The organism is Tissierella sp. MB52-C2 (genome assembly GCF_030931715.1).
In the GTDB taxonomy this organism is placed as follows: domain Bacteria; phylum Bacillota; class Clostridia; order Tissierellales; family Tissierellaceae; genus Tissierella.
Genome location: NZ_CP133261.1, coordinates 1,240,365 through 1,261,576, shown reverse-complemented (window position 1 = coordinate 1,261,576; position 21,212 = coordinate 1,240,365). Strand labels below are relative to the sequence as shown.

The following is a 21,212-nucleotide window of genomic DNA, read 5'->3' as shown; positions in this document are numbered from 1 at the left end:
TGATCACTCTGCAAGGCAGGGTGATCATTTTTTTAGGTAGCGTCTCGGCCTGCTCAGTTGCTCCTTCATGGCACTGTCGTGCTTCCATATTCATTGTGTTCATGGCTATCTACAAATACAACCTGTCCCTTTACCTTCCTTGGAATCAGTCTTGGAGATACTCTATTTTCAGTAAAGTGGAAATTATTACTAAATATTCATAATTCCAATCTTGAGGAACTTGCTTAATGATGGTAAAATTTCATGTATCCCGCCGAGTAAAATATTCTTGAAACGGTGGTTGATGAAAGTTACGCTGATAAGGCGAATTTATATAATTGGAGGGATAATATGGTAAAAGAGACAAAAAATAAAAGAGCAGTGGTTATATTTTTAATCATTACATTTGTGTTAAGCAGTATTTGCTATTACATAAGAATAAAAGGTGGCGATGCAGCAGCAGGGATGACATCTATACTTATGTGGTGTCCTGCAATAGCAGCATTTATTGTACATAGAATATTTTATCACAAAGAAAAAGTATTGGGATGGAATAGGTGTAATGTACAATATATTTTGATAGGTATATTTGTACCAATAATCTATTTAGGAGTTTCGTATGGGATTTACTGGATTGCTAACCGTTCATCATTCACTGGTGAAATTTATACCAATTCCATTGGATATCTTCTATTATTAGTCCTGTCCTCTTTTTTTACTGCTACTGGTGAAGAAATTGGATGGAGAGGATTCTTACTACCAAAACTAGTTAATATGTGGAATATAAAGATTGCTATTTTGATAAGTGGGCTAATATGGGCAGTATGGCATTTCCCACTTATGATAACAGGTTTGTATCAATCAGGGACAAATATTGGGTACCAGCTTCCAATGTTCACCATTGAAATTATTGCTATGACAACAATTATGGCTTGTTTAAGATTAAAATCAAAAAGTGTATGGCCGGCTATTATACTCCATGCCAGTCATAATTTCTTTGATCAGATTATATATGGACCATTAACTAGTGCAAATAAACAGGCATATTTTGTTGGTGAGACAGGATTCATAACAGCAATCATGATGATTGTTATAGCAATTATAGTAATAAGAAAGATGACGTGCCAGGAATCATAAATGTATAGATTATGAGAATTTCACACTAATGATGCCACTTGAAGCTGGTAAAACCTTAGGGGCAGGATGATTTTTGGGGGTTTTCATTAGATATACTTTTATCACATTCCTACCGTTCACTTTTATGCTATGTCTGATATAGTTTAAACCCATAATCGTCCAAAATAATACCGAGGGAACTTATAGACGAAGAAAAACAGTGCAAGAAGGTATGAAAATAGGAAGCAGTGAGTTGATGTTTACGACTTCCTATTTTGATTATCATAAAAGGCTATTTACAGAGTTTTGTTCACACAGCCGCTACAACTTCTTAATACTTGGGTTGTTAAAGTTTTCCTATACAAAATTGCTGTCGATGCATCTAACCATTCTATAAGCTATTGGCCTAAATCCGCACTTGGGCCAAAATGTTGAAGAGGCAAGGTTGGTTATTCTCCAATCTATTGTTATGTTATTATATCCTTTTTCTTTCACAATTCTGCTGCCTTCATTCATTAATTTTTTACCAACACCACTTCTCATTTGAGAAGGATAAATGCCCGCAATACTTAACTCTACTCCATCGTCAGGTGCCATCAAATCTGAAGTAATAGGCTCATATACTTGAAATCCTAATTCCTTCATATCTTTTTCCGCAATAATGATAGTTGCTTCATCATCCTCTACTATCCTTTTGTACCCCTCATTTATCTTCACTACAACTTCAGGTAAGACAGGTTCAAATACAGGTGCTGAATTTTGATATGAGTAGATTATGCTAGACATTCTACCCATTGCTTCACTATCCATTTTATTGGCAAGTCTAATATCTGCATCAGATACATTTTCAAAAGGCTTATAATCTTCAATGTTCATTATCCCATGTACTTGTTGGATAAAAAAGCTTAATTGCAGGAAGGCCTCATAGTACACCTGATTTCCAAGAGGTATTAAAGTATAGTGACTAAAGCAACCTTGTTCGAGCCATAGAATGGAAACCTTTGCATATAGATTCCTTATCAGTTCTGAGGATTGGTCCTTTCTTATTGCAATCCCCTCATAGGGTACCCAGATATGCTTGCCTCTTCCATTATCAATCTTCATCTTTCCTATTATATAACCTACCAGTTCATCATTAACAAATGCACCTATCCCAATTACTTTACTATTAATGAACAATTTTTTAAGCAAATCCGTGATATGTTTTGTATTGAGGCAGCTGTTTTTCAGGAATGGGAATGTCTTACTCTCAAGATTTTGCCTACATATTAACAGATCAACCATTGCAGGTACATCACCAATGTCAATTGGCCTGAATTCACATATTTTCATTTCTATTCCCCCATGATAAGTTTACGTTATATTGCGTACTCCAGCAAAACTTACGGCTGGAGCTCTTCACTTAATCGAAGTAAAACGCTATTTAATTTCAGCTTAACATAAACTATCATTCTAGGCAATAATAATACGTATTTTGGTAATCACCTTACTTTGCATTCCTAAATACGTTAAGCATTAATCATATTTCGGTATATCAATTTTCTCTGAAAATGTCCTGCTTGCTTTAACTCATCCAGTTTAAATTACTTTTATCCGCTATTAGTAACCAATCTATCAATGTGAAATTTGGGACGAGGTAAGGAAATACAAAAAAACAGAAGGTTACTTAAATTTGTATAATATAAAAACATAATTACTCTGAATTTTTTCTTAAAATACCAGAATGTATAGCCAGCCCTAATATTGCAACAAAGACAATTATTAATTCAAGCGTTTCCAAGAGCACTATGGATTCCATGCCATGTTCATGAACCCTGGTGAAGGTCATGAACATGGCAATGTAGAGAATAAGATGGGCTACCAGCGCCGGAATTTTATGGTTCCTGTACCGCATTTCTTTGTTCTGGTGGATTATAATCGACATATCTTAGAGCTATGTGAAGAAGATGCTGAATGTACACTAAAGATTGCTCTAATAGTCTCATGCTAACATCTCTCATCTATCTACACTTTTTTTAGAGATACTATATTCCATAAGTATAACGCATAAATAATCATAATTGTTTCTTGAAGTCCAATTGCTATATACTCACTTGTACTATTTGCTACTGATATGTAATTTACAAAATTAAACAACAAGTGCCATATTATCACAGGAAATAAACTCTTTGTAAATATGACAATTTCAGCAGCAAGGATTCCGAACACAATAGCATTAATAATTTGTAGTGATACCTGCACAATGCTTTTGCTAGCACTATGTCCGATTCCAAATACCAAAGCAGAAATTACAACCGTTTGCTTAACAGAGAAGTTGTCTTGCAGCAACTTTAATATAATACCTCTAAAATAGAGTTCTTACGAGATTCCTACCATTAAGGTAAAAAAAGCAAGTACACTAGCATATGTAAAACTTTTAAAATCAACACCAACCATTATAAGAGGTAATTCAGAAAGTAATAGGGGTATAAAAAAACAGGGTTTTCCTGATACTTACTGGTTCAGCTTTTCTCAATCCAATTTCTTCAGCATAAACTTTCTTTTTGCATACATATATGACTGGAATAATTATGGAAAGTAACATAAAACATCCCTGTATCAGAAATATCTCAATCTGGTTCATTTTAAATACAGTAGCAATTACACCTGACAGCACTGGAAATATCAAAATCACTATTGTCCATATGATTGATAATGGAACAGGTTTAATTCTTTTCATTTTTCTTCTCCTTCATATGTAAGTAACTTTAAACACTACTACGCATTATTTACTTATATACATTATATAGTCTCTCTACTAACCTATCAAGCTATTACTCCATCCGTCTCCTCAATTTTTCTCGTTTCTTCCTTGTCATGAAAGAGAGTGAGTGTTCAACCTTTGTCCTCTTTCGCACTAAGTTCCGATACGAAAGGGATACCAGTTGCATTTGGGACAAAAAAATTTAGAAAAAAATACAGAAATGCCCGATTGCATAACACAATCGGGCACAAATTATTTATTAACAATTATATAATGATGTGTGTGTGCATTTCCAATTTTGAAAAAGGAAAACTGCGGTTTTTTATTACCGCAGGGTAACATTCCTTTGCAATTTACATTACTTCTGTAGGATGAATTCTGTATTTTCAATGTCTAAATTGCCTTTCGAGACAATTGCGAATCACTCGAACCCCATCACGCAGATGTTTTTTTAATTTTATATCAAGTCAATATTGTTTTTAAATCAAATTATATCATCCCGAAGTGCATCAATGATATTTTCTCTTTTTATCTTGTTAATGGCATACAACATTGTAATGAATACGATAAAGAGCACGCTGAATACGCTAATTGCCATACTGCCCCACGGGAATACAAAATCAACATTTCCGCCGCCGATGATCATGCCCTTATAAATCAGACAGGAAAGGATTCCTGAGAGGGGCAGACCCCAAAGCATCGTCCGCGCTCCATAAAGAGAGCATTCAAAGCGCATCATCTTATTGAAATCCTGGTCAGACATCCCTACAGAACGGAGCATGGCAAATTCCCGTCTGCGCAGCTTGATATTGGTGGAAATTGTGTTGAAGACGTTCGCAACCGCGATCAGCGAAATCATCGTGATAAAAACAACCGAGAACAGATTGACAATGAATGTGATATTGCGGTTTTGCTCCAGTATCTCATAGACATTGTACAGATTATAGTCGGCGGTAATGCTGGCTCCATCAATCATCGTCTGCATCTCAGCTGTAGACTGACCGGGATTTTCCGACTTGAAGGTCATGCCCAGCTTTGTAGGCTTTACAGTCGCACCTAGTGCGTCAAACTGCGGCTTTACCTCGTAGGGAGCCATCACCATAAGCGTGTATCCGGGCCACTCACCCGGCTCCGTGGGCAGCAGATCCGGGTAGTCTTTTACAAAGGTTGCACGGATGGTTTTCGTCTGCTCCCCGGTCTTGGAGCGGAGCGTAAATTCCATAGGCTGTTCCTGCGTATACCAACGCTCGGGCAGAATTCCTGCCATGATCATTTTTTTGTCCTGTCCAGTGTATTCCTCCGCGGACAGGTCAAGACCTTCGAGCAGGTTCTGATAGACACTGTCCTCAACAAACTGAATATCCAACAGCACTTCCACTGTTTCACTTGTTCCATCATAACCGATGGGCTTACCATACTCGTCAAAAAAACGACTTGACAAATCACTTGTATTGAGCACGCAGGAATAGGTCGAAAGTGCCTGATAAGAGCTTTCGGTAACGCCGTTGGCAGTTTTCAGCTCATCATAAAGCTGGAACAGCTCGCTTTCTTCCATGTCTCGCGTATAGAAACAGATATCATATTCTTCAACTACCACAGATGAATTCTCCGCGATCTGATTCAGATAGGTTCCGAAAGAACTTGCCGACACAAACAATACGACGCTTAACGTAAGTGACAGGATAATGCTGCGGTAACGCCGCTTGTTTCTCTTAAAGTTTTTTAACGCAAATGTTTCCTCTAAACCGTAAAGGCGTTCCACGAGCTTTGAGGTTCTTATCGCTTTGGCTTCCACCTTGACCTCGTTTGTCTGGCGGATACACTCCATCACAGGCGTACTGGCGGCCTTCTTTGCCGGAATATAGGCCGAAATCAGAATGGTAATCATACTGATAACCGCCGCAGCAACAATAGCAGGAACAGATACCACCAAAGTCAACGGTACATTGTCATACATAACATTTGCGAAATTCTTTGCCACAAGAGAAAGCACAAGCTTGATGCTTGGTATCCCGACCAAAATGCCGATCGGAATGCCGATTGTACCGATGCAAAGTCCCTCAAACAGCACAGAATTGCGCAGCTGTTTTTCCGTGGCACCTACCGACATGAGAATTCCAAACTGATGTGTGCGTTCATTCAATGAGATGTTGAATGAATTATAAATCAGGAACACCGAGCCGAGCATAACCAGGGCAATCAAAATACCACCAATGGAATACAGGAGAACTGTAAGTATCTTTTCCCCTGAAAGTCCCATAAAACGCAGTACATCATCGTTCAAAACGTAACTGTTATTGTCTGATATGCTGTCTGCATAAGAATGGACCTGATATGGGTTCTTAAGCGTGATAAATACGGTAAGACTATCCGCTGCGGCTGTATCCTCTGCTGTGATTAAAGTGTACCCGGGTGCAGCATACTCCTCGATTGCCGGTCGTTGGCAGATGCCCACAACCGTATATGTTTTATCTGTCGTAGGTGTAAGCGTTTCTTCCCCGGCACAATAAGAATCGTGCTGGCTGAGCTTCTGATCGACGCTCATGCGGTTGCCGACCGAGAGTGTGAGCGTGTCGCCCACTGAAATTTTCACTCCGCCGTTTGCCGCAATATGAGCTGGTATCACGACCTCGCTGCTGTTCTCCGGCAGTCTGCCGGAAAGCAGCTTGATGGGCAGAGCATCCAAGGCTTCCTCGTTCCATCCGGTAACAAAAAGATATGGCTTGTCTGGATTTTGTCCGCCTTCCAGTGTGGCATAGCCGATGTTCTGTAGCGCTACCACATTTGCCACTGGGCTCTCCTCTGCCTGTTCCTGCATAATGGAGGAATCCGCGTCGGGGATTTCAATATGCCAATCACCATATTTGACAGCAGCACCGTTTATCATATAGCTTTGCAGGGACACGGCAAAGGTAGCGACTGCCGTAATCATGGCAGCGGACAGAGCCACTCCGATCACCGTTACAATCGTTCGGGTACGGCTTTTTTTCAAGCTTTGCAGGGTGACTTTGTTAAAAATATTCATGGTCGCACCCTCTCGTCTCTCGCTACTTTGCCGTCTGATATGCCGATAATGCGGTCTGCTTGCAGGGCAATATTTTCGTCATGGGTGACGAGAATCAGGGTCTGCCCATATTTTTTATTGCTTTCTTTCAGCAGTTTGATGATTTCATGTCCATTTCGGCTATCCAAGCTGCCTGTGGGTTCGTCGGCAAGCATGACCGCCGGGGCGTTCATCAAAGCGCGTCCTATGGAAACGCGCTGCTGCTGACCGCCCGAAAGCTGATTGGGTAAATGCGTTTTGCGGTCTTGCAACCCAAGCATTTCGAGCAGGTCATTCAACCGCTCCTCGTTGACCTTGCGCTTGTCCATCAGTATAGGCAGGGTGATGTTTTCCACCACATTCAGAGTGGGAATGAGGTTGTGAAACTGGTAAATCAGTCCAACTTGCCGCCTGCGGAAAATGGCGAGCTTTTCATTGCTTTGGCCATATACATCCTGCCCCTCCAAATACACCTTTCCGCTTGTGGGCACATCCACGCCGCCGATGATGTGAAGCAATGTGGATTTGCCGGAGCCGGAGGAGCCGATGATTGCGGTAAACTCTCCCTTTTCAATTGTAAGCGAAACATGGTCAATGGCGTTAACTTGGTTCTCGCCCTTGCCGTAGACCTTGCATAAATTTTCAATTTTTAAAAATTCCATTATGTGAGTCTCCTTTCTCATGGTTTACCTATATAATAGAACTTTCAACTTACATCTCGGTGACTTTTCGGTGAGAGATTAGTCACTTTGGAAAACGGATAGCAAAAATCGCACCGCCCTGCGTGTGATTTTTTGCGGTAATCGTCCCTCCCTGCCGTGTTATAATCATCTTGCAGAGAGCCAATCCAATCCCGTATCCTGTAGCACCTGCGTTTTTCCCACGATGGAACCTGTCAAACAGGCAGGGTAAATCTTCTTTTTCAAAGCCTGCCCCGCTGTCGTGGATGGCAATCTCGGTGAACAGTGGGTTGTCTGTGCAGACAATCTCAATCTTTCCCTTCTCGCCTGCGCTTTCCATGCAATTTTTGAGAATGTTTTGAATTGCTTCCGAAAGCCAACCCGAATCGCCCTGAATGATTATCCCTTTCGGCACGTCTATTTGCAAATCAATATCGTGCAGTTCCATTAGGATTAGGAACGGGCGAAGCCCGGTGCATATCAAGTTGTTCACGTCTATCTGCTCGCTTTGGAACACCACAATGCCCGCGTCCAAGCGGGATAATTTCAATAGTGAAGTAAGCAACCAATCCATCTGTACAAACAATTCCTTTGTTTCCCGTATCAATGCTTTCCGTTCATTTTCGTCAGGGTTATTCTCTAACAATGACAGAATAAGGTTCACAGATGTGAGAGGGGTGCGAAGTTGGTGGGCTATGTCAGCCAGCGAATCAGCAAGATGTTCTTTTTCTTTTTTCAGTGCATGGTTTTGCTCCCGAATACGCAGCGTCATTTTTGTTATCTCGCTTTGCAAAATGGAAAGTTCACCCTCGTCCGATTCACCAATATACAGATGGTCAGCATTATGAAGCACAAGATCGATTTGATCTGAAATCTGCGCAATGCTTTTATATCGGGCTTTGGTAAACGCAAAAAACGCTGTTCCAAAGGCGACGGCAGAAGCAATGGAAAGGATTCCAGCCAACCTATTGATTGCAAATCCCAGCGTTACAGCGGCAACGGTAATTAAGGAGAACAAAATAGCAAACTGCTGAAACTCTCTATTCCGAAACATACCCGCCCCCCAATCTATATCCTGTCCCACGAACGGTCAGAATGATTTGCGGGTTTGCGGGGTCATTCTCTACCTTCTCCCGCAAGCGTTTGATATACACTGTCAATGTGTTGTTATTGACAAATTCGCCCGCTGCGTCCCATAATTCGCCAAGCAGCCTATCCCTCGTGATAATACTTTTGGGGTTACTAATAAACACTAACAACAAGCGGTATTCTAAAGCTGAAAGAAAAACCTCGCTGCCGTTTTTTTTCACAACACCGCTTGCCGTATCGACATGAAGCCCACAAATTTCAAAAGCCGATGGAGAACGTCCGAATTTTCGTAGGGCAGTTCCGATTCGTGCTATCAATTCACGTGGACGAAAAGGCTTTGTGATATAGTCGTCCGCCCCCATATTCAGCCCGGTAACAACACTCGCTTCATCGCCGGAAGCCGTCAAAAAGATAACAGGAATATCTTGTGCTTCTTTGATTGCCGTGCAAACCGTAAAGCCATTTCCGTCAGGCAAGGAAATATCAATCAGCGCTAAGTCAAATTTATTCCCGGCAAGCGCGGCAATGGCTTCACCTCGCGTAGGAGCGTGGGTGACTGTAAATCCCTCGGAGCGGAGCAAAAGCATAAGATTTTTAGCGATTGCCTTATCGTCCTCAACCAAAAATATCCGTTTCATTTATTTTCACCATCCTTTACTTTACTGCTCCTATATCGTCCATCAGTCGGCTTTTCAGCGTCAGCAGGGACAAGCCATGTATTTCCCATTTTTTTAGCTCCCTTAATCCGTCCAGCAGAGCAATAGTACACTACCATTCTGTCTGTGATTCCCCAATTTTTCGCTGCTTCCTTTGTCGTTATATAATCCACGCATAACACCTCCATAATTTTATTATATTTCCTTTGACGGAAATATACAAGCTGAGGTATAAAACAAAAAAATACGGGAGTGTGGAAAGTAGTTCACGCTCCCGCATAGGCTAAAGATGCTAGGCGGCTATTCCACCCCATTTCTTCTCTATAAAGCAAATCATCTCAATATGCTTTGGCATTAGAAAAAGATACTAATATGCAGTAATAGATGGCTTTGCGTATTAGTATCCTCCTTAAACCATAAACTTATTTGCTCTCCCGTACAAAATAATACAGATTCATTAATAAGCTTCTTTATGTTTTTTTAATCCCTTCATCTCATTATATCCAATTAAAACGGTCCATACATAGGCACAAGTTTTAGGTATCATAAGCATTCCAATAAGAGGGCTTACATCTCCCCATAAAACTACTGGTATATAAAATGCAAAGCTCAATACAATTGTCAACCACATATTCTTAAAGGCTATATCATTTGCTTTCTTAGTACTTTGATAAAATAATACAATTACCAAAATACCCATTGCCGCAAAAGGAATATTACGATAAATAGCCCAAGATAATGGAGGAGTAGCACTAGTCCATGCATTTTGTGGGAAAAGACTAATTACAATTCGAGCAATTGCCAAAGCATACACCGAAATAGTCAAGTTATGTTTCCCTTTTATATCGTAACGCAAACGCCAAACATAATACAATATTATATAAAATATAGTCATTGTAATTGAGGTAATAAATTTCCCAATGCCTAATGCAGCAGTAAAGTTTTCAAGTCCTGTTGTGTTAAGAGCCCATGCTCTAGGTACTAAATGAAAAGCATCACCTAATCCTAAAGATACAGCCATAATTCCAAATAGTTTATATTGTTTATTACCATTGCTATTTCTTATCATCGTAATTCCCATTAGAATTACAGTAGAAAGATATACAATGTCAAACAAAGTTTCAATAATCGCTTGCATAATAATTCTCCTTTTAAAATTTTATAGTATTTACTTATATAATTTTACTATTATATTTGTTCCTACACCTATACTAGATTCTACTAACATTTTTCCATTATGAATCTCAACGATTCTTTTGACAATAGAAAGCCCCAGCCCATTACCATCTGTATTTCTTGATTTGTCACCTTTATAGAACTTTTCAAACATCTTTTTCTGATCTTCTTTAGATATTCCAACACCATTATCTTTAATTGAAAAAATAGTATTTCCATATTCTTCATATAACTTTATTTCAATTTTACGACCTTTTGGAGAAAACTTGATAGCGTTATCAATTAGGTTTATCCAGACTTGATACATTAAACTTGAATTACCTCTATATAGAATCTTTTCTAAATCTATTTCTAATTCAATATCTTTATCAATCCATTTTTTTTCTAACAAAAGAATTGACTTTCTTATTTGTTCGTCTAAAGTAAAATCTTCCATAAGGGTAGGTATGTTTTGATTATCTATTTTATTCAATGTAAGAATATTTGTAGTTAATATAGATAATCTTTTAGTTTCTTCTATAATTATATCTGCATATTCTCTCCGTTCCTCTTCATTACAATCTATTAATAGCTTTGTATATCCTTCTATTGAGGTTAAAGGTGTTCTAAATTCATGAGAAATATCAGATATAAAATTATTTCTAAAAATTTCTATAGATTTCAATTCTTCAGCCATAGTGTTAAAACTAGATATAAGCATTCCCATTTCATCTACTCTCTTGTTTTCTAATCTTGCATCAAAATCTCCTTGGGCAACTTTCTCTGTAGCTTTAATTAATTTCTTTATAGGAATTACCATTAACCTTCCTACAAACAAGAATAATATACTCCCACTAATAATAGCCATTGTATTTATAGACATTATTATACTCCTAGCACTAAACCCCAAATTTTCAAATTCAGGCTTAGCTACTATATAATAATCTTTTATCCTCCCTATGGCTACGGGAGTAGTAATAGAGGTATTTCCATATTCATTTGTTCTTAGTGTTAGAGTTTTTCCCATTTTTAATAATGAAACTGCCTCTTCCTCAATTCCATATCCTTCTATATCATCTATAAAACTTATGTTAATATAGTTATCCTTAAAAAGTCTTTGGATACCTTCTTTAGAAACATTTCCTTTTTCATATTCATCTTTAACTATATCCACACTTTCAGTTAATTGTTTCCCTAATTGTTCCAAGGTACTTATCTCAGTATTAAGAAAAGTAAATAGCGAAGCAAATATATTGCTTATGATAAATACACATATAAAGCCTAGCACTAACTTACTGTAGATTGTTCTTCTCATTATTTGTGTACTCCTTTATAACCTAATCCCCTTACAGTTACTATCTGGAATTCATCAATATCTTTAAACTTTTCTCTAATCCTCTTTATGTGGACATCTACAGTTCTTTCATCTGCCTCACTATCAAATCCCCATATATCATCCATTAACTGTTGTCGAGTAAATATTTTATTAGGATAGGATAGCAACTTATAGAGTAAATAAAATTCCTTCATTGGAAGTAGTATAGTATCTGTCGTTGTTCTTACTTCTAAGGCCTCATAGTCAATTATAATATCACCTATGCTTATATGTTTATCTATAGAAATCTTAGAACGACGAAGTAAGGCTTTAACTCTAAGAATCAGTTCATCCATATCTATGGGTTTAGTCATATAATCATCTGCACCTAGTTCAAATCCCATCTTTTTGTCCGGATATGTATTTTTTGCCGTCACCATAAGTATAGGTAAATTATATTTAGCCCCTCTAAGTTCCTCAACCAATTCATATCCATCCATATTTGGCATCATTATATCCGCTATAATTAAATCTATCTTTACCTCATCAAGAATATCTAAAGCCACTTCACCATCATCTGCTTGAAAAACTTTAAACCCTTCCCTTGCTAAGTAAATTTCTATTAATTTTCTTATTTTTTTATTATCATCAACTATAAGGATATTAGTCACAACTTCACCCCCTCAAAACAAATATTTGTATTTCCCTTAATACAAATATATAATAACTAACCTATATGAACTTAATATGAATGACTCTATTTAATCGTGTTTTAAATGAAAAGTTTAAGCTACCGTTTCAAATTGACTATTATAAAGTTCTACATAGAACCCACCTTTATCAAGTAGTTTATTATGGTTACTACTTTCTATAATGTCCCCATCTTTCATCACAAGGATTATATCTGCATTTTTTATTGTAGAAAGTCTATGTACTATAACAAAGGAAGTTCTTCCTTCCTTTTATAATAACAGTATATGCTAATACAGCTATATTCTAACACTATTAGCTAATTGCGATTTTTTTGCAGTCACAATTAACGACTGCATTATTTGTTATTTATAATTTGAGGCCCTAGTTCCCCTAGCTTTCCTATGATTCTCACTAGTTCTTTGGCATCATCTTCACCTAACATTTCTAGCATTCTTGCTGTAGAGTTAACAACCATTTTATTATGCTTTTCTGCAAATTCTTTTCCTTCTTGAGTAAGACCAACTAAAATTTTTCTTCGGTCACTTTTATTCACTTCACGTGTTACAAATCCTTTGCTCTCAAGATTGTTTAGTATAGCTGCAACACGAGCAGAACTGATATTCATTTCATTACTGATTTCACTGGGCAAAACAACCCCGCCTTGTCTTAAAATATATGATATAGCAAAAGTCTCACCCTGCATATTTTCATCAATTCTCTTTTGATGACCACGACTTCTAAACTGGTACGAGTTATGAAGAAATTGTTTTGCAAGCTCTTTATAATCCATTGTCTCACCTACTTTCAAGAATAAGCCTAATATAGTTAATATACTAATACCATTAGGTAATTTTGTCAAGGATTTTTACAGCAATGTTTTTGTATTCATTCTGACTAATCAATTACCTTATATTATTTTATTATCTAATGAATAAAATACATTATTAATAATTATAGTTATGTATTTTAAGGGAGTTTATATAAATAATCAATTATAAAAGTAATTAATAAATGAATAGGAAATAATTTATTGTTCATTCACTTCCTCTAGTCTTTTAGAAAGAAGTTCTCCTGTTGCAGAGCCTTTAATTTGTGCAATTTCTTTTGGTGTTCCTTGTGCTATAATCTCCCCACCATGTTTTCCTCCTTCGGGACCCAAGTCAATTACCCAATCAGATGCCAAAATAACTTCAGAATTATGCTCAATCATAATAACACTGTTGCCCTGTGTTACCAAACTATCAAACACATTAATCAATCGGTTTGCATCGTAGGGATGAAGCCCACTGGTAGGTTCATCAAACAAATATAGTGTTTTGTTGCTACTTTGCTTAGATAGTTCTTTCGCAAGTTTGAGTCGTTGTGCTTCACCGCCAGATAGGGTAGATGCAGCCTGACCCAAACCCAGATATCCAAGACCTACATTCTGCAAAATAGTAAGCTTTTGGTAAAGTTCTTTTTCCACTTCAAAGAGTATAGTAGCTTCATCTATACTTAAATCCAGCACATCTGCTATGGTGTGGTCTTTGTACTTTATGGCTAAGACAGGCTTTTGATATCTCTTGCCACGGCAGACAGGGCAAGTAACCTCTACATCAGGAAGAAAATTCATAGAAATAGATATTTTCCCTGATCCTTGACACTTCTCGCAGCGTCCTCCAGGTACGTTATAGGAAAAATGACGTGCTTGCAAATTACTCTTTTGCTTAACAGCAAGTTTTGCAAACAAATTTCTAATGCCTGTAAATATGTCTGTATAGGTTGCAGCATTAGAACGTGAAGAACGACCTATTGGAGATTGATCTATAGTAATAACATTATCTAAAGTCTCAAATCCTGATATATGTCCTTGAGAATTATTATTTGGCTGGTTAAAATAAACTGTTGCAGCATTGCCAATCTCACCAAAAACAAGACTTGATTTTCCAGCACCAGAAACACCTGTTATGGTAACAAATTGACCCAATGGAATTTCAAAATTTAAATCCTTTAGGTTGTTGGTATTAGCACCTTTTATAGTAAGTATCTTCCCATTTCCAGAAGTCTTTCTGCGTTTTGGAGCATACATATTTCCCTTTAAATATTGACCTGTAATAGAATCTGTACAGGATACTATCTCCGACACAGTTCCCGTAGCAACAATTTGTCCACCATTTCTTCCTGCTCCTGGACCAAAATCAACGATATGATCTGCTGCTTGTATTATCTCCAAATCATGTTCAATTACAATGACTGTGTTGCCCATTTCCCGTAGCTTGTAAAGAGAGTCTATAACCTTTTGGGTATCTCGCCCATGTAATCCAGTAGATGGCTCATCTAAGATATAGAGTACCCCTGTTAAATTGCTTCCCAAAATTGAAGCAAGTTTAATCCTCTGGATCTCACCAGGTGAAAGAGATGAACTTGGTTGATTTAAACATAAATATCCTCCACCCACATCTATAATACGATTAATTCGTTTTGTTAAATCTTCTAGTACTTGGTGTACTACTATCATGGCTTCTGTAGATAATTTGGAAGTAAGTTCTCCTAACCAGTTTACAACCTCCGTAAGGGGCATTGCCAGAATATCCATGATGTTTTTTCCACCGACTGTTACCTCCAAGGTTTCTCTACGAAAACGTACTCCATGACAATCAGGACATTCTTGCTGAATCAAGAATTTTTCTAGCTTTTGCTTAGAACTATAGGAGTTCTTTTCTTCATATCGTCGCATTAAGTTGACAACTACTCCTTCAAAACGCCCGTTGGGCACGGTTTTTGGCGGCTTAACATCAGGAAAGTGCTTTGAAAACTTCTCACTTAGTACACCATAAAGTAACAGATCCATTTGAACAACTCCATATTCTGATACTGGTGCATCAATATTGATATCAAATCCATAGTGCTTTGCTGCATTTACAAGGGAAGCACCATATCTATCCACATATGCCTGATCCCAACCCTGGACTGCAAACTCTTTTATAGTCTTATTCTTATCAACTAAGAGGTCAATATCAGGCAGACTGACAATACCAATCCCTTTACAGGTTGAGCAAGCACCCGATGGTTTATTAAAAGAAAAATGACTTGAAGTAAGTTCAATAATATTTTTGCCACAATGAGGACATGGAATCATCTCTTCAAATAGTTCTGAGATTTCTTCTGATTGGTCAGGTAATTCAGCAAAGACAGTTTGTGATTCCTCAGAATAATTTTGTATAACTAATTTTTCACAGTGAGGGCAATGACGCTGACCTAGTTTGGAAAAAATCACTCTTAGATATGGTGCAATTTCGGTAACTGTGCCTACATTAGAACGTGGATTGCGGTTTGCATTGGATTGATTGATAGAAATTGCAGGAGATAGGCCTGCAATAGAATCTACCATGGGTTTCGTCCCAACCTCCATTGTCATTCCCATTGACTCCATATACTGCCGTTGACATTCACGCTGTAAGGTTTCAAGTGCCAATGTCGATTTACCACTTCCAGACAGTCCTGTAAAAACAATTAGTTTATTTTTTGGCAGTTCTAAATTTACGTTTTTCAAATTGTTTTCTCGTGCACCTTTTATAATAATATTCATTTATTTAATCACTCCTCATACTTGATATTACACTATAATAAGACCAGTATACAATAAATTCAAAGTCTGGTGTTACAATGGATGGTTTACACCAAATTCTTTAGAGTTAGTTGTAAACCTTTTTTTCATTTTTTCAAGGTGAGTAATCATATTTTTAGCATTTTGCTCAGCATATTATAATGATGTAAGTAACTTATCACAAACAGATATGATATCATCATTTTCTTTTGGTGTATCAATAACCTGATAAATATTTGCTTCAGGATTCTCTGAAAGTGCATTGAGCATCCTTAATATAGTAGCAAGGGAGTAATTACCACAACGGAGAGAGCGAATAATTTTTAATAGCTTGATATCTTCATCTGTATCATAGGATAGCCATTTTGTTTTTGCTTGACTGTCAGCAAACCATTCATTTCCCAATTTCGTAGAGTATCCATTGAGATTTGTAAGTAATCAGCAGTTTCATTTCTAGTTAAAGATAATTTAGGATTTACTAAGAGCTATTTGCAACAAATTAAAAATTAACAAAGAAATGCTGAAGAAGCCATAGCAATTGTAGAAACACTGCTATCTGATGGCAAACAAGAAACTAATAAAGCTTTATCAAAATTTCCCGTAAATGAAAAATTCCCTTAAACTTTCGTTTAAGAGAATAAAAAACACAGCAATATTTAATTATGAAATGTTAAAACTCTTTGATTTTAACCTATTTTTTCTCTATTAACATAACAGTTTCTACATGCCTTGTTGCTGCAATTCTGATGACCATCGAGCCTGGTACCCCCTTGGCGTCGCAGTTTTTTAACAGAAACCAATACGCTGCTTTTTCTCTTCCAATCAGAGGAGCGAAGAAAGCCGCACGCTTTAACCCTTCCTTGTTTAATATGCTTAAAAGTCCGTATTTTATCAGTATAAATGGGATTAACAAAAGAAATCCGTTCATTTTATCTCCTTGTACTTAACTTGCCAATTATATAAATAACCTTAATTTCAAACTGCTCTATAAGTTGGAATTTAGTTGCTTGGTATTATATACAAAATGGGTAATTGAATGCATTATGTATCTTTTATAAAAATGATGAACTATCTAATAGATAGAAAGGTCGATACCGTATAATTCACATTTTAGCTTGTTTGCTACAGATTGTGATGCAGCATTATCCCATGAGGTACTATAAGTAGGGATTCGATTTATTTTATAAATATCTGCTGCCCAGGCTGCAACCACATCAGCAGCAAATCCTTTTCCACGAAAGTCAGAAATAGTTTCAACGCCAGCCTCGTGAGACGCATCAGCAATACGTGAACTGAAGCATATAGACGCAACATTTTCATTAACAAACTTTACAAAGCATGGTTCCCAAAATTGTAATTCAGATATCATATAGCCAAAGCTATTCTTTAAAAGGTGTACATTATCATTAGTTATTTTTATTACATCACTTGGAAAAGTTATTCCTCTCGGTATTTTATATGCAGGACCTTCGTAAATTTTCTGAGCCTCCTTGTGTTCTTGAAGGATCCCTTTTATTTTTTCTAAAATAACTGTGTTTCTTGATAAATTATTATTTATGGGCTCTTCAGTGACCAATCTTGTAAGTTTTCTTATTATGACTTGTGGTAAATCGTAACGAAAGCGCAGCACATTGCCATCAGGTGTACGACCAAAGAAGAAACGTGGTGCAGGGGCACCGTCTAAATCATTTATATTTCTAATAAAATTATTATTATCATGTGTAAAGAGAGTCTTAGCCTGCATCTCCATAAGTTCTAGCTTATTTAGTATATTTAACATACCCACTTTCTTAATTCATCCTTTTTTATCATTGTGCCTTAACCTTATAGCTAATTTATCAAAGAAAATGCTCATTTTACAAAGATGTGTTACTCATAGTCTATCAAATACTCTTAGATTTCTACATAGGAAAATGCATTCCCATGCTTTTTTATTACTGCTTCCAAATCTTCAGGCTTTATCCAAACTGTTGCTGTATTGTCGTTAGGATGAATACCGATATGATGAAAATACCGAACATCGCTGTCTAATACAACTTCAACTTTGCAACTTGTATCATTTAATACACCAAGTGGTGTGACAGAACCTTTGTCCAATCCTAAAATTTCATATAATGCACTCTCAGATGCAAAGCTTAGAGGTCTACTATTTAGTTTTGTCTTTAATTCCTTTAAATCAACTCGTTTATCTTTTTGCACAGATATGAGAAAATATCTTTTCTTTTTATCATCCCGCACAAATAAGTTTTTAACTACTTGGTTATTGGTATCAATACACAGATTGTCCATTTCCTCTATTGTATAAACAGCAGGATGCTCAATAATATCATAAGTTATATTCATATCAGATAAATAATCAAATACTCTTTGCCTCTCTAATTTCATAATTAATGCCCTCCCAAAATATAAATAGTATTTACTTCGCCTTTTTCTACTTATATTCATTGTATACTCTCTCTGTCAGCCAATCAAATTATTACTCCATATATCTCCTCAGCTTTTTCTATTTCTTTCCTTCAACATTCAAATTATTCTATGTCATCTATATTTCAGCCTATTTTTCAGGGCCAAAATTTAGTGTTTTTTCACTGATTTTTGACCCAAATTTCACCCTTAAACCACTATATGTTGTTGTCAAACCCTATTATTTGTTCTCCGAACCACAAATACGTGATCAGAATTATACTCTCAATCGTAGCTTGGTGGAAAGTTATATGTCTTTAATACCTATTTTGAAACATTTTTTCAAAGTTTTCATTCCTAAAATTAATTTGGAAATCATATCTTCATTATCTAGATTTCTATCTTTGTCGTGCTTCATTTACTAATTTAGTGGTTAATTGCACGCAATAAAAACTTCAGGCAATTCCTTTAATATCTGACCATAGAAAAATCTCAACCTAAGCAAGTGATACACCTATTTAAACTGCTTTATTACTAGATGTTTACATTATAACAAACACCAAGTATTAAATCTAATATTTTTTTATAAAGAATTTATAGATTAATCTAAGGATTATTGTTATCAGAAAGCCAACTATATATGGTCGCACTGTCTTGTCCATCTTTTTATTCTCCTTAAATGAATACACAAAAATACACCTTAGTAAAGAAATCTATCTTCCTAAGGTGTATTTAAAATCATTAATATTATTCCATATTAATTGCATCCATTACAGCAATTTCTCTTCTATATTGTTCAAGTTCACGTTGATTTCCGTAGATAAAATGTCCTTCAATAATTTCTTCCCAAACTGGTTTATCCACAGAGTAATCATGAACTGAGGGATCATAAACAATTAGTTTTTTCTTCTTTTCTCTTTCTGGATCTGGCTGTGGTACTGCTGATAGTAAAGATCTTGTATATGGATGTAAAGGATGTCTAAATAATTCTTCTGATTCTGCTAACTCAACTATTCTACCTTTACTTATAACTGCAATTCTATCAGATATAAAACGTACTACAGATAAATCATGGGAAATAAATAAATATGTTAATTCTTTATCTTTTTTAAGTTCATTTAGTAAATTAAGAACCTGTGCACGAATAGAAACATCTAATGCTGATATCGGTTCATCTGCTACTATAAACTCTGGTTCCATAACTAATGCCCTTGCTATACCAATACGTTGCCTTTGACCACCTGAAAATTCATGTGGAAATCGAGAAGCAAACTCTGGCAAAAGACCTACTTCAAGTAATGCTTTTTGAACCTTTTCCGCCCGGTCTTTATCATCCTTATATAGATGAAAATTTAATAATCCTTCTGATATTATATATTCAACTTTTGCTCTTTCATTTAGAGAAGCCATAGGATCTTGAAATATCATCTGACATTTTCTAATAACTTCTTCATCCAATTGTTTAGAAATTTTACCATTTATCTTTTGTCCTTTAAAATAAATATCACCTGATGATGTTGGATTTAATCTTACTATAGCACGACCTATAGTAGTTTTTCCTGAGCCTGATTCCCCTACTAAAGAAAAAGTTTCACCTTTATAAATATGAAAATTAACATCATCCACAGCTACAAATTTCTTTTTACCTTTTCCAAATGTTATCTGCAAATCTTTTAATTCAATTAGTTTTTCTTTTTCAGTCATCCTTTAACTCCTCCCTACATTATGACTATGAGCACGTAATCTTTTAATAGTATCTGGCTGTTCTATCCTTGGAGATCTTGGATCTAGATACCAAGTTTTCGCCTTGTGAGTTTCGGATATACTAAAGAATGGTGGTTCTTTTACAAAATCTATTGCTAATGCTCTTTTATTACGAGGAGCAAATGCATCACCTTTTATTTCATGGAATAAATTTGGTGGGGTACCCTCTATAGATGGAAGTGCTTCTCCTTTCACAGTTAACTGGGGAAGTGAAGACAATAATGCCCAAGTATATGGATGCCATGCATTATAAAATATTTCATTTATAAGTCCATATTCTACTATTTGGCCAGCATACATAACTGCTACACGTTCAGCCACGTTGGCTACAACGCCTAAGTCATGAGTTATATATATAACTGTCATATTGAATTCTCTTTGTAAACTACGAATCAAATCTAATATTTGCGCTTGAATTGTAACGTCTAAAGCCGTTGTTGGCTCATCACAAATTAATATTTGGGGAAGACAAGCTACTGCTATAGCAATAACTACACGCTGTCTCATACCACCTGAAAATTCATGTGGATACTGATTATAACGACGCTCTGGATCATCAATTCCTACTTTGTCCAGCATATTAATTGCAATTTTTTTAGCATCTTCTCCCTTTAAACCTTGATGCAACTCTATACTTTCCTGAATCTGCTTTCCTACAACCTTTAATGGATTAAGGGAAGTCATAGGGTCTTGCATTACCATAGCTATTTGTTTACCTCTAATACTAAGCCATTCTTTTTCTGTCTTATATTTTGAAATATCTTTTCCTTTATACATAATAGACCCATTAGTAACACTACCATTGGCATCTAACATACCTACAAAGGATTTTGTAAATACGGATTTTCCCGAACCTGATTCTCCTACAATTGCTAATGTTTCACCCTCATATAAATCTAGAGAACAGTTACGGATTGCCTTTAATTTTTGTCCACGTAGGCTAAATTGAATTTCCATATCTTTTACGGATAAAATTGGTTTTTTTGCCAT

19 protein-coding genes and 1 pseudogene are annotated in these 21,212 nt (G+C 36.4%); 1 reads left to right on the top strand and 19 read right to left on the bottom strand.

Going from position 1 to position 21,212, the window contains the following annotated elements; translation table 11 throughout:
• The first annotated feature begins 330 nt into the window (after positions 1–330).
• Entirely contained in the window at positions 331–1,116 is a 786-nt protein-coding gene (locus tag RBU61_RS06210; RefSeq protein ID WP_308878750.1) for a type II CAAX endopeptidase family protein, read from the top strand.
• Between the two features lie 336 nt (positions 1,117–1,452).
• Here RBU61_RS06210 and RBU61_RS06205 read toward each other — a convergent pair whose 3' ends face one another.
• The 19 genes and pseudogenes from RBU61_RS06205 to RBU61_RS06120 all read right to left on the bottom strand — a co-directional run bounded on the left by RBU61_RS06205 (position 1,453) and on the right by RBU61_RS06120 (position 21,212).
• Positions 1,453–2,427 carry a GNAT family N-acetyltransferase gene (locus tag RBU61_RS06205; RefSeq protein ID WP_308878748.1) on the bottom strand — a complete coding sequence of 325 codons (975 nt, stop codon included), beginning with the start codon at positions 2,425–2,427 and terminating at the stop codon, positions 1,453–1,455.
• A 672-nt stretch (positions 2,428–3,099) separates the two neighbouring features.
• Positions 3,100–3,441, bottom strand: a pseudogene (locus RBU61_RS19535) (lysostaphin resistance A-like protein); the annotation flags it as partial.
• A 103-nt stretch (positions 3,442–3,544) separates the two neighbouring features.
• A complete protein-coding gene (locus RBU61_RS06200; protein ID WP_308878747.1) occupies positions 3,545–3,814 on the bottom strand; it encodes a hypothetical protein in 270 nt (89 codons plus the stop codon).
• Positions 3,815–4,322: 508 nt separating this feature from the next.
• Positions 4,323–6,863 carry an ABC transporter permease gene (locus tag RBU61_RS06195; RefSeq protein ID WP_308878746.1) on the bottom strand — a complete coding sequence of 847 codons (2,541 nt, stop codon included), beginning with the start codon at positions 6,861–6,863 and terminating at the stop codon, positions 4,323–4,325.
• Positions 6,860–7,543, bottom strand: coding sequence for an ABC transporter ATP-binding protein (locus RBU61_RS06190; RefSeq protein ID WP_308878745.1), 684 nt, complete (start codon positions 7,541–7,543; stop codon positions 6,860–6,862). Before RBU61_RS06190 ends, RBU61_RS06195 begins: the two co-directional genes overlap by 4 nt.
• An 82-nt stretch (positions 7,544–7,625) precedes the next feature.
• The gene (locus RBU61_RS06185; RefSeq protein ID WP_308878743.1) at positions 7,626–8,615 is read right to left on the bottom strand and encodes a HAMP domain-containing sensor histidine kinase; all 990 of its coding nucleotides are present in this window, start codon (positions 8,613–8,615) and stop codon (positions 7,626–7,628) included.
• Positions 8,602–9,288: a response regulator transcription factor gene (locus RBU61_RS06180; protein ID WP_308878742.1), complete on the bottom strand. Its 687-nt coding sequence runs from the start codon at positions 9,286–9,288 to the stop codon at positions 8,602–8,604. Before RBU61_RS06180 ends, RBU61_RS06185 begins: the two co-directional genes overlap by 14 nt.
• Positions 9,285–9,479 (bottom strand): helix-turn-helix domain-containing protein, encoded by a 195-nt coding sequence (locus RBU61_RS06175; protein WP_308878741.1) that lies wholly within the window; start codon positions 9,477–9,479, stop codon positions 9,285–9,287. The genes RBU61_RS06180 and RBU61_RS06175 overlap by 4 nt, the downstream gene beginning before the upstream one ends.
• 284 nt (positions 9,480–9,763) lie before the next feature.
• Positions 9,764–10,444 carry a hypothetical protein gene (locus RBU61_RS06170; protein ID WP_308878740.1) on the bottom strand — a complete coding sequence of 227 codons (681 nt, stop codon included), beginning with the start codon at positions 10,442–10,444 and terminating at the stop codon, positions 9,764–9,766.
• Between the two features lie 30 nt (positions 10,445–10,474).
• On the bottom strand, positions 10,475–11,776 hold the full coding sequence (locus RBU61_RS06165; RefSeq protein ID WP_308878739.1) for a HAMP domain-containing sensor histidine kinase: 1,302 nt from the start codon (positions 11,774–11,776) through the stop codon (positions 10,475–10,477).
• Positions 11,776–12,447, bottom strand: coding sequence for a response regulator transcription factor (locus RBU61_RS06160; protein WP_308878738.1), 672 nt, complete (start codon positions 12,445–12,447; stop codon positions 11,776–11,778). The genes RBU61_RS06165 and RBU61_RS06160 overlap by 1 nt, the downstream gene beginning before the upstream one ends.
• A 377-nt stretch (positions 12,448–12,824) precedes the next feature.
• The gene (locus RBU61_RS06155; RefSeq protein WP_308878737.1) at positions 12,825–13,259 is read right to left on the bottom strand and encodes a MarR family transcriptional regulator; all 435 of its coding nucleotides are present in this window, start codon (positions 13,257–13,259) and stop codon (positions 12,825–12,827) included.
• A gap of 237 nt (positions 13,260–13,496) precedes the next feature.
• Entirely contained in the window at positions 13,497–15,860 is a 2,364-nt protein-coding gene (gene uvrA / locus RBU61_RS06150; RefSeq protein WP_308878736.1) for an excinuclease ABC subunit UvrA, read from the bottom strand.
• Between the two features lie 351 nt (positions 15,861–16,211).
• A complete protein-coding gene (locus RBU61_RS06145) occupies positions 16,212–16,460 on the bottom strand; it encodes a hypothetical protein (protein ID WP_308878735.1) in 249 nt (82 codons plus the stop codon).
• A 286-nt stretch (positions 16,461–16,746) separates the two neighbouring features.
• Positions 16,747–16,983, bottom strand: coding sequence for a hypothetical protein (locus RBU61_RS06140; protein ID WP_308878734.1), 237 nt, complete (start codon positions 16,981–16,983; stop codon positions 16,747–16,749).
• 144 nt (positions 16,984–17,127) lie between these two features.
• Positions 17,128–17,835 (bottom strand): GNAT family N-acetyltransferase, encoded by a 708-nt coding sequence (locus tag RBU61_RS06135; RefSeq protein ID WP_308879768.1) that lies wholly within the window; start codon positions 17,833–17,835, stop codon positions 17,128–17,130.
• A gap of 113 nt (positions 17,836–17,948) precedes the next feature.
• Positions 17,949–18,440, bottom strand: a complete 492-nt coding sequence (locus RBU61_RS06130) for a prolyl-tRNA synthetase associated domain-containing protein (protein WP_308878733.1) — start codon at positions 18,438–18,440, stop codon at positions 17,949–17,951.
• 765 nt (positions 18,441–19,205) lie between these two features.
• Positions 19,206–20,162: an ATP-binding cassette domain-containing protein gene (locus tag RBU61_RS06125; protein ID WP_308878732.1), complete on the bottom strand. Its 957-nt coding sequence runs from the start codon at positions 20,160–20,162 to the stop codon at positions 19,206–19,208.
• A 3-nt stretch (positions 20,163–20,165) separates the two neighbouring features.
• Positions 20,166–21,212, bottom strand: coding sequence for an ABC transporter ATP-binding protein (locus RBU61_RS06120; RefSeq protein WP_308878731.1), 1,047 nt, complete (start codon positions 21,210–21,212; stop codon positions 20,166–20,168).